The 12,775-nt window shown below is 61.2% G+C and carries 15 protein-coding genes and 1 tRNA gene; 14 read left to right on the top strand and 2 right to left on the bottom strand.

The annotated features are described in order from the left end of the window. From thrS to FBR05_00495, 9 genes are all read left to right on the top strand, one after another. A partial coding sequence (gene thrS / locus FBR05_00535) for a threonine--tRNA ligase (GenBank protein ID MDL1870672.1) occupies positions 1–1,169 on the top strand: 1,169 nt, incomplete at its 5' end. Between the two features lie 75 nt (positions 1,170–1,244). Continuing rightward, positions 1,245–1,838, top strand: a complete 594-nt coding sequence (locus tag FBR05_00530; protein ID MDL1870671.1) for a translation initiation factor IF-3 — start codon at positions 1,245–1,247, stop codon at positions 1,836–1,838. A gap of 8 nt (positions 1,839–1,846) precedes the next feature. Beyond that, on the top strand, positions 1,847–2,041 hold the full coding sequence (rpmI, locus tag FBR05_00525; protein ID MDL1870670.1) for a 50S ribosomal protein L35: 195 nt from the start codon (positions 1,847–1,849) through the stop codon (positions 2,039–2,041). Positions 2,042–2,084: 43 nt separating this feature from the next. Then, entirely contained in the window at positions 2,085–2,435 is a 351-nt protein-coding gene (rplT, locus tag FBR05_00520) for a 50S ribosomal protein L20 (GenBank protein ID MDL1870669.1), read from the top strand. A gap of 185 nt (positions 2,436–2,620) precedes the next feature. Further along, a complete protein-coding gene (gene pheS / locus FBR05_00515) occupies positions 2,621–3,664 on the top strand; it encodes a phenylalanine--tRNA ligase subunit alpha (protein ID MDL1870668.1) in 1,044 nt (347 codons plus the stop codon). A gap of 105 nt (positions 3,665–3,769) precedes the next feature. Then, positions 3,770–6,196 (top strand): phenylalanine--tRNA ligase subunit beta, encoded by a 2,427-nt coding sequence (locus tag FBR05_00510; protein MDL1870667.1) that lies wholly within the window; start codon positions 3,770–3,772, stop codon positions 6,194–6,196. 17 nt (positions 6,197–6,213) lie between these two features. Further along, positions 6,214–6,492 (top strand): integration host factor subunit alpha, encoded by a 279-nt coding sequence (locus FBR05_00505; GenBank protein ID MDL1870666.1) that lies wholly within the window; start codon positions 6,214–6,216, stop codon positions 6,490–6,492. A gap of 76 nt (positions 6,493–6,568) precedes the next feature. Next, positions 6,569–6,982, top strand: coding sequence for a MerR family transcriptional regulator (locus FBR05_00500; GenBank protein MDL1870665.1), 414 nt, complete (start codon positions 6,569–6,571; stop codon positions 6,980–6,982). Positions 6,983–7,046: 64 nt separating this feature from the next. After that, positions 7,047–7,123: transfer RNA gene (locus FBR05_00495), tRNA-Pro, on the top strand. A 36-nt stretch (positions 7,124–7,159) separates the two neighbouring features. Here the strand turns inward: FBR05_00495 and FBR05_00490 are convergent. Both FBR05_00490 and FBR05_00485 read right to left on the bottom strand, forming a co-directional pair. Next, positions 7,160–7,576 carry a putative toxin-antitoxin system toxin component, PIN family gene (locus FBR05_00490; GenBank protein ID MDL1870664.1) on the bottom strand — a complete coding sequence of 139 codons (417 nt, stop codon included), beginning with the start codon at positions 7,574–7,576 and terminating at the stop codon, positions 7,160–7,162. Then, a complete protein-coding gene (locus tag FBR05_00485; GenBank protein ID MDL1870663.1) occupies positions 7,573–7,809 on the bottom strand; it encodes a ribbon-helix-helix protein, CopG family in 237 nt (78 codons plus the stop codon). The genes FBR05_00490 and FBR05_00485 overlap by 4 nt, the downstream gene beginning before the upstream one ends. A 106-nt stretch (positions 7,810–7,915) precedes the next feature. Here FBR05_00485 and surE point away from each other — a divergent pair, with 106 nt between their 5' ends. From surE to FBR05_00460, 5 genes are all read left to right on the top strand, one after another. Then, positions 7,916–8,662, top strand: a complete 747-nt coding sequence (surE, locus tag FBR05_00480) for a 5'/3'-nucleotidase SurE (GenBank protein MDL1870662.1) — start codon at positions 7,916–7,918, stop codon at positions 8,660–8,662. 1 nt (position 8,663) lies between these two features. Further along, positions 8,664–9,380 (top strand): protein-L-isoaspartate(D-aspartate) O-methyltransferase, encoded by a 717-nt coding sequence (locus FBR05_00475; GenBank protein MDL1870661.1) that lies wholly within the window; start codon positions 8,664–8,666, stop codon positions 9,378–9,380. Beyond that, positions 9,361–9,921, top strand: a complete 561-nt coding sequence (locus FBR05_00470; GenBank protein ID MDL1870660.1) for a M23 family metallopeptidase — start codon at positions 9,361–9,363, stop codon at positions 9,919–9,921. The genes FBR05_00475 and FBR05_00470 overlap by 20 nt, the downstream gene beginning before the upstream one ends. 294 nt (positions 9,922–10,215) lie before the next feature. Further along, positions 10,216–12,051: a hypothetical protein gene (locus FBR05_00465; protein ID MDL1870659.1), complete on the top strand. Its 1,836-nt coding sequence runs from the start codon at positions 10,216–10,218 to the stop codon at positions 12,049–12,051. A 170-nt stretch (positions 12,052–12,221) separates the two neighbouring features. Beyond that, positions 12,222–12,734, top strand: coding sequence for an adenine phosphoribosyltransferase (locus tag FBR05_00460; GenBank protein MDL1870658.1), 513 nt, complete (start codon positions 12,222–12,224; stop codon positions 12,732–12,734). Positions 12,735–12,775 lie beyond the last annotated feature (41 nt).

Genomic DNA, 12,775 nt, shown 5'->3' with positions numbered 1-12,775 from the left:
AATTGGACCTCTTCTCGATGATGGAAGAGGAGGGCCCCGGCCTCATCCTCTGGCACCCCAAGGGCGCCCGGGTCCGCGGCGCCATCGAGGACTTCTGGCGCGCCGAGCACCGCCGCGAGGGCTACGAGCTGGTCTACACGCCGCACATGGCCAAGCTGGACCTCTGGAAGACCAGCGGCCACGTCGACTTCTACAAAGAGAACATGTTCTCGCCGATGGAGGTCGAGGGGCAGGACTACGAGATCAAGCCGATGAACTGCCCCTTCCACGTGCGCATCTTCAACAGCCGGATGCGCAGCTACCGCGAGCTGCCGGTGCGCCTGGGCGAGCTGGGCACGGTCTACCGCTTCGAGCGCTCCGGCGTCCTCCACGGCCTGCTGCGGGTGCGGGGCTTCACCCAGGACGACGCCCACATCTTCTGCCGCCCCGACCAGTTGCAGGGCGAGGTCGAGCAGGTCTTGAAGATGACCCTGCGTTTCTTAAGCACCTTCGGCTTCAACGAATTCGAGCTCTTCCTCTCCACCCGTCCCGAAAAGTCGGTCGGGAGCGACGAAAATTGGGACCTGGCCACCAAGGCCCTCCGCGGCGCCCTCGAGGCCCAGGGCCTGGCCTTTAAGGTTGACCCCGGGGAAGGGGTGTTTTACGGTCCCAAGATTGACTTGAAAATCAAGGATACCATCGGCCGGATGTGGCAGTGCTCGACGGTGCAGGTCGACTTCAACAACCCCGAGCGCTTCAACATCCATTACGTGGCCGAGGACGGCAGCCGCCGGCGCCCGATCATGGTGCACCGGGCCCTGATGGGATCCTTGGAGCGGTTCTTCGGCATCCTGATCGAGCATTTCGCGGGCGCTTTCCCGGTGTGGCTGGCGCCGGTGCAGGCCATCCTGCTGCCGATCACCGACCAGCAGAACGACTACGTGGCCGGGCTCTTGCAATCCCTGAAAGAACGTGGGATTCGCGCCGAGGCCGACTATCGCAAAGAGAAGATCGGCCACAAGATCCGCGAGGCCCAGCTGGCCAAGATCCCCCACATGCTGGTGGTGGGCAAGAACGAGCAGGCCGCGGGCGAGGTCAGCCTGCGCAGCCGCCGCGAGGGCGACAAGGGCGCGATGAAGTTCGAAGCGTATCTGGACTTGCTCCAGAAAGAGATCGAAACAAGGTTGTAGGGGCGAACCTTGTGTTCGCCCCGCAGCGGAGGGCGATCGCAAGGTTTCCCTGCACATTAAACGGAGGTTACTCTTATTAGCAAAGAAGTCCGCGTCAACCGACGCATCCGCGCCCCCGAGGTGCGGTTGATCGATGCCGAAGGCAAGCAGCTCGGAGTCTACATCGCCTCCAAGGCGATCCAAATGGCCGAGGATCAGGGTCTCGACTTGGTCGAGATCTCGCCCAACGCCAATCCGCCCGTGTGCAAGATCATGGACTACGGGAAGTACAAGTACGAGCTGACCAAAAAGCAAAAAGAGGCCAAGAAGCACCAAGTGGTGGTGCTGGTGAAGGAAGTGAAATTCCGGCCCGTGACCGACGAGCACGATCTCGGCTTCAAGGTCCGCAACATGGAGCGTTTCCTCGAGGAGGGGCACAAGGTCAAGGCGACCGTCGTGTTCCGCGGCCGCGAGATGAGCTACCGAGAAGGCGGCAAAAAGGTGATGGAGACGATCCTGGGCATGCTCCAGGACAAGGCCGTCGTGGAGGTGCCGCCCAAAATGGAAGGGCGGCAGATGACGATGATTTTAATGGCCGCCAAGGCCGCAAAGAAACACGAGCCCGCGAAACCGAAGAGCCCTCCGCCGACGAGCGCTCCGAAGGAAGCGCCCCAGGCCAAAACCGAATAGGAAACACTATGCCCAAGCTGAAATCGAAACGTGGAGCCAAGAAGCGATTCAAAGTCACCGCCACCGGCAAGGTGATGGGGGGGCAGCAGAACAAGCGCCACATCCTCACCAACAAGCCGCGCAAGCGCAAGCGCCAGCTGCGCCGCAACCGCGTGGTCAACGCGGTCGAGCAGAAGCGCCTGCGCATCGCGCTGTTGGCCTAGGGCGTTCGTCGAAAGCATTTGAAAGAGAAGCAAGGAGCTTACCATGCCAAGAGTCAAACGGGGCTTTAAAGCCCGCCGCCGTCGCAATAAAGTCCTGAAGGCCGCCAAAGGTTACCGCGGAGGCCACAGCAAGCTCTTCCGTACGGCCCAAGAGTCCGTCGACAAGGCACAGTCCTACGCCTACGTCGGCCGCCGCATCAAGAAGCGCGACTTCCGCAGCCTCTGGATCCAGCGCATCGGCGCCGCCGCCGAGGCCCTCGGCCTCAGCTACAGCAAGCTGATGGGCGGACTGAAGAAGGCCAAGATCGCGCTCGACCGCAAGGTCCTCGCCTTCCTGGCCTCGGAAGATCCTTCGGCCTTCGCGAAGGTCGTCGAGGCTGCGAAGAAGGCTTAAGCCTTTTCCAAGGGCTTGGGCCTTCGACCGGCGGCGACCCCAAAGGGCTTCGGTCGAAGTCGCAAGCCTGCGAGGCCGTCGGCCGATTCGGTCCCCAGCCCAAGCGGTTGCGGACCCGGCCTCGGTGCCGGACGATATTGGGCCCCTATAATCTCCCCTGAGCCGGGCACAAAATGCGCCGGCGAATGGCTGACCGGATGAAAGACTCCCTCCTGCAAAATTTGGAGCGGCTTCGGAAGGAATTCCCCGCCGCGCTCGCCAAGGCCGACGACGAGGCCAAGCTCCTAGAGGTCAAAACCGAGTTTTTGGGAAAAAAGGGCCGGCTGACCGAGGTCTTGAAGGAAATGGGGCGGCTCGGCGCCGAGGACCGCCCCTTGGTGGGCGCCGCGGCCAACGAGGTGAAGCAGTTTCTCGAGGGCGAATACGACGCCGCCCTGCGCAAGTTCAAGGCCGCGCAGATCGAGCGCCAGCTCCAAGCCGACAAGTTCGACGTCACCTTGCCGGGCCGGCCCGAGTCCCTGGGACACCTCCATCCGGTGACCCAGATCCTGGAGATGGCCCGCGAGCTCTTCGAGCGCCTCGGCTTCGTCACCCGCACCGGCCCCGAGATCGAGGACGACTTCCATAACTTCGAGGCCCTCAATATCCCCGTGCACCACCCGGCCCGCGACCTGCAGGACACCTTTTATTTGCAGGGCCGAAAGTGGCTGCTGCGCACCCACACCTCCACCGTGCAGATCCGCGTCATGAAGGGACAGCGACCGCCGCTGCGGATGATCGCGCCGGGCGCCGTCTACCGCTCCGATTCCGACGTCACGCACACGCCGATGTTCCACCAGATCGAAGGCCTGTGGGTGGACGAGGGGATCACCTTCGCGGACTTGAAGGGCGTGCTGTCACTCTTCATCCAGGGCCTGTTTGGTGCCTCGACCCAGGTGCGGTTTCGCCCCAGCTTTTTCCCCTTCACCGAGCCCAGCGCTGAGCTCGACATGAGCTGCTTCAAGTGCGCGGGCAAGGGCTGCAATCTCTGCAAGGGCACGGGCTGGATCGAGGTGCTGGGCTGCGGGATGGTCGATCCCGAGGTCTTCAAATTCGTCGACTACGATCCCGACAAGTACCAGGGCTTCGCCTTTGGCATCGGGCTCGAGCGCCTGGCGATGCTCAAGTTCGGGATCAACGACTTGAGGTTGTTTTTCGAGAACGACATTCGGTTTTTGAAGCAATTTTAGCGTAGGGGCCGTTCGCGAACGGTCCCTACGGAGTCGGCAAAGACGCAAAAGTAACAAAGTTAAGATCCACCGAAATGAAATAAATTTCCCCATCGGAAATAAAACATGAAAGCCTCCGTCAATTGGATCAAAGAATTCGTCAAGGTCGAGGCCGACGCCCAGACCGTCGCCGACCGCCTGACCCGCGCCGGCCTCGAGATCGAGGGCCTGCACGCGCAGGGTAAGGGGCTCGAAAAGGTCGTGACCGCGACCCTGCTAAAGGTCGATAAGCACCCGCAGGCCGACCGCCTCACTCTTTGCGAGGTCCGCACCGGCGCGCAGGTCCACCAGATCGTCTGCGGCGCGAAGAACCACAAGGCCGGCGACAAGGTCGCCTTGGCCCTGCCCGGGGCGCGATTGCCCAACGGCATGGAGATCCAAGAGACGGTCATCCGCAAGGTGAAGTCGGGCGGGATGCTCTGTTCCGAGAAAGAATTGGGCTTTGCCGCCGAGAGCGAGGGGATCCTGATTCTTCCCCCGGAGACGCCCGAGGGAGTCCCGCTTGCCGAGGCCTTGGGCCTGGACGACACCATCCTTGAGGTCAATGTGACGCCGAACCGCGGCGATTGCCTGTCGATGCGGGGCTTGGCGCGGGAAGTGGCCGCCGCCTTCGATGCGCCCGTAGGGGCCGGCCCCCCCTTATCGGGGGACAAGCGCGAAGGGCCCCTTCAGCAAGGATTTTCATTAGAAGAAAATATCCGCGTCCAACTGCAGGCCCCCGACCTCTGCCCGCGCTATACCTGCCGCCTCGTCCGCGGCGTCAAGGTCGGACCCTCGCCGCGCTGGGCCCAGCGCCGGCTCGAGGCCTGCGGGATTCGCGCGATCAACAACGTCGTCGACGCCACCAATTACGTCATGCTCGAGACCGGACAGCCCCTGCACGCCTTCGACTTAAGGCAGATCCGCCAGGGCCGCCTCGAGATCCGCCGGGCCCAGGCGGGCGAGTCCATCGTCACCCTCGACGGCAAGCCGCGCCCCCTGCAGGAGGGCGACCTGGTCATCGCCGACGCCGAGCGCATCCTGGCCCTGGCCGGCGTCATGGGCGGCGCCGATTCCGGCGTCGAGCCGGACACCCAAGAGCTCCTCCTCGAGAGCGCCTATTTCGCGCCCGACGCCGTGCGCAGGACCGCCAAGCGGGTCGGGCTGCAGACCGAGAGTTCCTATCGCTTCGAACGCGGGGTTGACCCCAACGGCTGCCTCGAGGCCTTGAACCGCCTCGCGGCCCTCATCCAGGAATGGGCGGGCGGAGCGGCCAGCTCGGACGTCGTCGATATGTATCCCCAGCCGGTGCTCCCTCGCGAGATTCCTCTGCGGCGCCAAACCCTGAGCCGCACCTTGGGCTACGAGATCCCCGCCGAGACGATCCGCCGCTCCTTCCGGGCTCTCGGTCTGGAAGAAAAAAGCGCCACGGAAGAGGCCGCGACCTACGCCGTTCCCAGCTACCGAGGTGACTTGAGCCGTGAGATCGACCTGGTGGAAGAGGCCGCCCGACTCTACGGCTACGACCGGGTCCCCACGAAATACCCCCGGATCTCCCTCCACGAGCTGCCCCCTCCCCGCGAGCATCCCTTCGACCGGATTCGCCGGGCCTTGGTCGGCTGGGGTTTTTCCGAGGTCCTGCATTACAGTTTTACCTCGCCCCAGCTGCTGCGCCGCTTCGGCTTCGAGGCCCCCGAGGCCATGACGCTGCTCAATCCGATCAGCGAGGAGCTGGCGGTGATGCGGCCCAGCCTCCTGCCGCAGATGGTTCAGACCCTCCAGTCGAATGTCCATCGGGGCAACAAGGACCTGAAGCTCTTCGAGCTGCGCCCGGTTTACCTGCCTAAGCCCGAGACCTCGCCCCCCTTCGCCGAGCGCTGGCGCCTCTGTCTGGGGCTCAGCGGGTCGCGCCGTGGCCTGCATTTTCTTGAGAAAGAAGAAGGGGTTTCTTTCCTAGACCTCAAAGGTTACTTGAAGGCCTTGTTCGGCCTGGCCGGCCCCGGCGTGCTCCTCGAGGGGGCCTGCGCCCAGGGCTTTTTGCATCCCAAGCGCCAGGCGACCCTCCGCTGGGCTCCAGCCGGCGCGGCCGAGCGCGAGGAGGGCCTATTGGGCGAGCTGAACCCGGTCTTGGGGGAGGAGCTGGGCCTGAGGGTCCCGGTGGCCCTGGCTGAAATTTCCTTAGATCTCTTTTTGACAGAATCGAAAAATCCTGTAAAATTTCAAGAGGTATCGCCGTTTCCCTCGATTTGGCGGGACCTCAACTTAATCGTCGACGAATCCGTCTCCCACGGCGAAATCCTGGGGCAGATTCGGGCCCACGGCGGGCCCTGGGTGCGTCAGGCCGTCTTTTTCGACCTCTATCGAGGGAAACCCCTCGAAGAGGGGAAGAAGGCCATGACCTTCACGCTCGAATACGGCAGTCCCGAGCGTACCCTGACCGACGACGAGGTCAACCAGGCGCGCGAGCGGCTGTTGGAAAATTTGAAAGAGAAAATCGGCGTTTCGCTGCGCTGAGTTTATAGGAGGTTGTTATGACCAAAGCGGATCTGGTCGAATCGATTTACGAAAAGATCGGGTTTTCCAAAAAGGAATCCTCGGACATCGTCGAGATGATCTTTGACACGATGAAGGACACGCTCGAAAAAGGCGAAAAGATCAAGATCAGCGGCTTTGGCAACTTCGTGGTCCGCAGCAAGCGTCCCCGCATGGGGCGCAATCCCCAGACCGGGCAAGAGATCGAGATTTCGGCGCGCCGGGTCTTGACCTTCCGGCCCTCTCAAGTCCTCAAACAAGCACTTAATAAAGAATAGTCTAAGTCCAGGAATTATCGCAATTCCTTGACAGCGAGGGATGCCTTCGGGGTATGAAGGCCGCGGGTATCTTTTTATGAAGAAGGAATCCTCCCCACAGCGCGACCCCTACGCCTCGGTCATCCCCGACAAGGTGTATTTCAAGATCGGCGAGGTTGCCGACATCGTCGGGGTCAAGCCCTACGTGCTGCGCTATTGGGAGACCGAGTTTCCCGACATCGCGCCGGGGAAGAGCAAGAGCAAGCAGCGCCTCTACAAGCGCAAAGAGGTCGAATTGATCCTGCGGATCCGCGACCTGCTTTACAAAGAGAAGTTCACCATCGAGGGCGCGCGCAAGCGGCTCAAAGAGCTGGCCCGCAAGCCGCGCGGAAAAGAGTCGGGGGCGCCGCAGCTGGCCTTGGCCTTGCCCGTGGGCGAGACGAACGAGGAAGGGCTGCGGGAGATCAAAAGCAAGCTCCAGGAGCTTGCGAAGATCTTGGAAAGCATGTAGGGGCCGAAGTGCCTCGGCTGCTGGAATTTAGTATTTTCCGTCGAATAATCCCCAGACGGAACATCGGGGCGTAGCGCAGCCTGGTAGCGCACTCCCTTGGGGTGGGAGTGGTCGCTGGTTCAAATCCAGTCGCCCCGACCAAGATCCCCCGGTTGAGAGATCAGCCGGGGGATTTTTTTATGCCTTTTTACGGCTCCAATAATCCAAAAACTGACTTGGGTTGACGATGATCGTGGACCTGATTTTCTTTAAGGGAAGGATATCTCGTTTGTCGCCGGTAACCAAAAAATCGGCCTTGGCATGAACCGCGCATTCCAAAATACGGTTGTCGGCGTCCACTCGGGTAATGAGATCCAAGCGATCTTCCGGATAGACCATTTGAGCAAAGGCCCTGAAACGCTCGATAAAATCTTCGACCTCTTCTTCCGTATATTTAAATTTTAGGCGCAGCACCTTTCGTAATTCCGAGAAAATATCCGGAGAAATACAAAGTTTCAGCTCCCTCAGTCTTGCCATGGTCAGGATTTTTTCCGGCGGCCCTCCCGGGAAGACGAGGGCGGAAAGCAATACGTTGGTATCCAGGACAATCTTCACTCACGGATCTCGTCGATCAGCTTTTCGATGTCGTCGTCCGACCCGATACCGAGCCGGCTGGCACGGAGGGAGATGTCCTGTTGTAGGAGTTTCCACTTACGGCTTTCCAGGAAAAAGCGGATCGCCTCTTGGATCATGCCGCTTTTCGTCCGGTGCTCACGCTTGGCTTCTCGGGTGAGCTCTTTGTCCAGGGAGGCGGGTAGGGAAATGCTGGTGATCGTGCTTTTTTCCATAGGAATGATTAATAACAATACTATTAATTTTTAATAATGCCGTCAAGGCCGGAAACCTTATGAAATTCTATGGATTTAATCCGGGGAATCCGCTATGGTGCCGGCAATGCTCATCCTGGTCTCGAACGACGACGGCATCTACGCCGAAGGCATCCAAGTCTTAGCCGAAACCCTAAAGAAGATCGCGCGCGTCATCGTGGTCGCGCCGGACCGCGAAAAGTCCGCCGCCAGTCACTCCCTCACTCTGCACCGACCGCTGCGCATCCTCGAGACCAAGAAGAATTTCTACGCTGTCACCGGCACGCCCGCGGATTGCGTCAACTTAGGGGTCAACGAGATCTTGGATCGCAAGAAGCCCGACCTGATCGTTTCGGGCGTCAACCACGGCGGCAACCTGGGCGACGACGTCCACTACTCGGGCACCGTTTCCGCCGCCCTCGAGGGCGCCATGATGGGGATCCCCTCCATCGCCGTCTCCCTCGTGCTGCGCGACGGCCGGCCCTATTTCAAGCCCGCGGCCAACTTCGCCGCCAAGCTGGCGCGCCGGGTGCACAAGGAAGGCCTGCCCAAGGGCATCGTCCTCAACGTCAACGTCCCCAACCTCCCCCAGCACAGCCTGAAGGGCTACGCCTATTGCAAGCTGGGCAAGCGCAACTACAGCGACATCATCGTCGAAAAGCTCGACCCGCGAAAAAAGAAGTATTACTGGATCGGCGGCGACGAGATCGGCTACGAAAACATCCCCGGCAGCGATTGCAACGCGATCCTCGAGCGCAAGATTTCGATCACCCCGATCAAGGTGGATATGACCGACTATCCCTTTTTAGAGAAGATCCGCAGCTGGAAGGTATAAGATGGCCGGCGCCCTCTCATGGAAAAAGCCCCGAGTCGAGCCGGCGACCCCACCGGGCGGGGCGGCCTTCGACGGCGATTACGCGATCTCTCGCAAGCGCATGGTGCGCGACCAGCTGATCGCCCGCGGCGTCCGCGACGAGCGGGTGTTGGCGGCCTTCCTCAAGGTGCCGCGCCACCGCTTCGTCGAGGAGGGGCTGCGGCCCCTGGCCTACAACGACCATCCGCTGGCGATCGGCCAGGGGCAGACCATCTCCCAACCCTTCATCGTCGCGACCATGCTCGAGGCCCTGGAGTTGAGGCCTACCGACCGGGTGCTCGAGGTGGGCACCGGCTGCGGCTATCAGACCGCTTTGCTGGCCGAGTTGGTCGCGCAGGTCTATTCCATCGAGCGCCTGCCCGAGCTGCTGCTGAAGGCGCGGAAGGCCCTCAAAGAGCTGCGCTACCGCAACATCCATCTCAAATTGGGCGATGGGACCCTCGGTTGGCCCGACAAGGCGCCCTTCGACGCCATCGTCGTCGCGGCGGGTTCCCCCCAAGTGCCACGGCCTTACCTAGACCAGAGCGGCGAGCAGGGCCGTTTTATCCTCCCGGTCGGCGGAGAGTTTGCGCAAGAACTGGTGCTGTACCGCAAAGAAGCCGGGGAGTGGCGCAGTCGAACGCTCTCCGGATGCCGCTTCGTCAAATTGAAGGGAAAGCATGGCTTCGAGCCCTCGTAAGCTCATCGCGGTGATGTTGCTCTGCCTGGTGGCGCTCCCCCAGTGCAGCGATTTCCGCGCCGTCTTCAACGGAAAACCCGGCAAATCCCCGGACAAAGGCATCAAAAAACGAAAAAAACACCCTTCCGGCTACGCGCGCGGCAAAGCGGCGGGCAAGTTCATCTGGCCCTTCGACGGGCCGGTCAACTCTCCCTACGGACAGCGCAACGGGCGCCCCCACGACGGCATCGACATCGGCGGCGACGAGGGTGACCCCATCGTCGCCGCGGCGTCCGGCACGGTGGTCTACGAAGGCAAGCTCGGCGGTTATGGTAATTTGATCGTGATCAAGCACGACGACGGCTATTTCACCGCCTACGCGCACAACGACAAAAATCTCGTCGACGAAGGGGATCGTGTCCAGCAGGGGCAGCGCATCGCCAAGATGGGCAGCACCGGCAACGCCAGCGGCGATCATCTGCATTTCGAGATCCGCGACGAGAACGGGACCTACGATCCCGAGGACTTCCTGCCGGAGCGGCGGTATACTTCCAATAAATAGCCCGGCGAAAATCACCCACCCATTGTCATATTCCTGACGGGAACTTCTTCGGGGCGTCCCGAGTTTGAAATGCGAAAAAATATCGTTTTTCTCTCGCGGCGCGCGGGGCCGGGCTTTGAAGCGTCCTCATATTGATAGGACTCATCATGCGCGCATGTGTCCGGGCATACGGCCCTATTCTATAACTAATTGATTTTACTTTTATTTTTACGAAATACTTCGTGGTACATTTTTTGCTTTTCCCCTTGTCAGAGCACTCCAAAAAATTCGGCATCCAAGAAAAGGGGTGATGTTATGAAGCAAACTTTCACCAAGGCGCTGTTTTGCCTCGTGGCGATCTTGGCCATCGCGGCCTGGGCCGCGCCCGAAGCGGGCGCGATCAGCTGGAAAACCCATGACCGCGATCGCAACGGCACCCGCCACCAGCCCGACGAGGATCTCATCGGGCCCGGAAATGTCGGCCAGTTGATCGAATTGGCCTCCTACCAGGCCTCGGGCTCGATCATCAAGGGCCCGACCGTCACGGAGGACGCCGTGTATTTCACCGACCTGTTCGCCGAGGCCTTCAACGACATCAACGGCGACGGAGACGTGGCGGGCATGGGGCCGCAAGGCCCGGCCTCCTTTGACGATTACGGCTCCTACGTCTATAAGCTGGACAAAAATCTCAACGAGATTTGGAAAAGGAAGATCGAAGACGTCTTCGCCGAATGCAACCCGGGCGCCCCCATGCCTATGCTGATGGTGCAGACGGCCGCCACTTTGTTCGGCGATCAAGTTATCGTCGGGACCAGCGGGACCAATTTTCCATTTTATCCCAGCTTCGTTCCCGCAGGATACCTGATCTCTCTCAACACCAACGACGGCAGTTGCCGTTGGACTTCGTTGATCACGGATCCCGACCACCTCTACGAAGGGGTCCAGTCGTCGCCGACGGTGGACGGTCATCACATCTACATCGGCACCACCTCCTACGAGGAGGAGGCCTCCGGATTTTTTCCGGGCTACACCTGTTGCAATTCCGTGGGAAAGGTCGTGAAGGTGGACCTTCGCGACGGATCGGTGGTGTGGAGCACCGAGCTTATCGCCCCGCACCTGGTGGCCGACGGTTATAGCGGCGTGACGGTGTACGCGAGTCCGGGCGCGGTGATCGACCCGAAGAACAAGCTCGTGATCGTCGCCACGGGAGACGCCTACCGTCGCGGAAATTCCATCGATCCCGCCTCGGTCTCGCCCATGGACCTCCCGATCGACGCGATGCTGGCCCTGGACATGGACAGCGGGGAGAAGGTGTGGGTCCAGCAGGCGGTGCCGCAGGATTTTTGGACTTTCGCCTGCATCCCGGGGATCGGCAATCCGCATAATTGCCCCCATCCGGCCGGGCCGAATTACAATATCTCCGCCGGGCCCCTGTTGTTGCGGAACGTGGCCAATGCCGCGGGCCTGGACACCGATGGGAACGGACGTCCCGAGCCCCACCTCGACCTCGCCGTCGGCAAGGTCAAGGACGGACGCGCCTTCGCCGTGGAGCTTAAGACCGGGCAGCTCGTCTGGGACACTCAAGTGGGGCCGCCGGTGCTGATCGGCCTTTCGGGCCTGGCCTTCGACGGCAAGAGCCTCTTCGTCAACGCGGAGAACACGCCGCACCTCGACTTCAGCCAGGGCGGACTGACCTCGCGGGCTTGGACGATGCGGGCCGGCCCGGCGGCCGGGGCGGTGACGCATGGCGGGTGCCTTTCCGCTCTCGATCCCTCCAGCGGGGCCTACGAATGGCAGGCCACCGATCCCTACTCGTATCTCGATCCGGCCCTCGTTTTCGGTTTTCCCGAGGCCAGCCTCGTCCCTCTCAATCCCTACCTGGGCCCGCCCTCTTCGGCCAACGGCGTGGTGTACCAGACGGCCCTCGCGCCGGCGGCTCCTATGTACAGATTTATCATGGGATTTTGGCCCGAGCTGCCTCCGGTTCCCAATTTCCATGCCTTCGACGCCCGCAGCGGAGAGCTGCTTTGGAGCGCCCCCCTGGGGGCGATGAGCCTTTCCGGGGCAACCATTGTGAACGGGCGCGTTTATGTGGGGACGGGATTTTTACAGGACCCCGGAAGGTTGGTGATGTTCGGCCTCCCGGAGTAGCGGGCAGCGCCGGGATTTCCGGGGTTACGGATAGGGTAGAGCGGTTCCAGGCCGTCGGCCTGGAACCGCTTTTTTTTTTGGCCCCGCGCGGCTGGGGCGATTTTGAGGTGGATTTTTGTCAATCGAGGCAATATCAGCGTCTGAGCATCACCCTCAACACGGGAAATACCATGGACCTCAAAAAAATCGTCCGCGACATCCCCGACTTCCCCAAGCCCGGGATCGTCTTCAAAGACATCACGCCGCTTCTGCAAAATCCCGAGGCCTTTAAATACATCGTCGACAGCTTTGTGCAGCGCTACCGCGAAAAGCCGGTCGACGTGATCGTCGGCATCGAGTCGCGCGGTTTTTTATTTGGGTCGGTGCTGGCCTATGTCCTGGGCAAGAGCTTCGCGATCATGCGCAAGAAGGGCAAGCTGCCCTATACGACCGTCTCTTACACTTATAAATTGGAATACGGCGAGGACACCATCGAGCTCCACGAAGACGCCATCCCCAAGGGCTCGCGGGTCCTGATCGTCGACGACCTCTTAGCCACCGGCGGCACCGCCGCGGCCGCCGCGCACTTGGTCGAGAAGATGGGCGGAAAGGTCGCCGAGCTGGCCTTCGTCATCGAGCTGGCCTTCCTCAACGGCCGCAAGGCCTTGGGGGATTATCCGGTTTTTAGTTTGATTGATTACTGATTCAAGTGTCGGGCCAAGTGTCGGAGTGCCGAAGTGTCGAG

Source organism: Deltaproteobacteria bacterium PRO3, from assembly GCA_030263375.1.
In the GTDB taxonomy this organism is placed as follows: domain Bacteria; phylum UBA10199; class UBA10199; order DSSB01; family DSSB01; genus DSSB01.
Note: the sequence above shows the minus strand (reverse complement) of the source record. Positions and strands in the feature narration are given on the sequence as shown.

Coding starts and splice junctions, on each gene's coding strand:
- rpmI (MDL1870670.1), top strand. CDS start 1,847: ATGCCCAAGCTGAAATCGAAACGTGGAGCCAAGAAGCGATTCAAAGTC.
- rplT (MDL1870669.1), top strand. CDS start 2,085: ATGCCAAGAGTCAAACGGGGCTTTAAAGCCCGCCGCCGTCGCAATAAA.
- pheS (MDL1870668.1), top strand. CDS start 2,621: ATGGCTGACCGGATGAAAGACTCCCTCCTGCAAAATTTGGAGCGGCTT.
- FBR05_00510 (MDL1870667.1), top strand. CDS start 3,770: ATGAAAGCCTCCGTCAATTGGATCAAAGAATTCGTCAAGGTCGAGGCC.
- FBR05_00505 (MDL1870666.1), top strand. CDS start 6,214: ATGACCAAAGCGGATCTGGTCGAATCGATTTACGAAAAGATCGGGTTT.
- FBR05_00500 (MDL1870665.1), top strand. CDS start 6,569: ATGAAGAAGGAATCCTCCCCACAGCGCGACCCCTACGCCTCGGTCATC.
- FBR05_00485 (MDL1870663.1), bottom strand. CDS start 7,809: ATGGAAAAAAGCACGATCACCAGCATTTCCCTACCCGCCTCCCTGGAC.
- surE (MDL1870662.1), top strand. CDS start 7,916: ATGCTCATCCTGGTCTCGAACGACGACGGCATCTACGCCGAAGGCATC.
- FBR05_00475 (MDL1870661.1), top strand. CDS start 8,664: ATGGCCGGCGCCCTCTCATGGAAAAAGCCCCGAGTCGAGCCGGCGACC.
- FBR05_00470 (MDL1870660.1), top strand. CDS start 9,361: ATGGCTTCGAGCCCTCGTAAGCTCATCGCGGTGATGTTGCTCTGCCTG.
- FBR05_00465 (MDL1870659.1), top strand. CDS start 10,216: ATGAAGCAAACTTTCACCAAGGCGCTGTTTTGCCTCGTGGCGATCTTG.
- FBR05_00460 (MDL1870658.1), top strand. CDS start 12,222: ATGGACCTCAAAAAAATCGTCCGCGACATCCCCGACTTCCCCAAGCCC.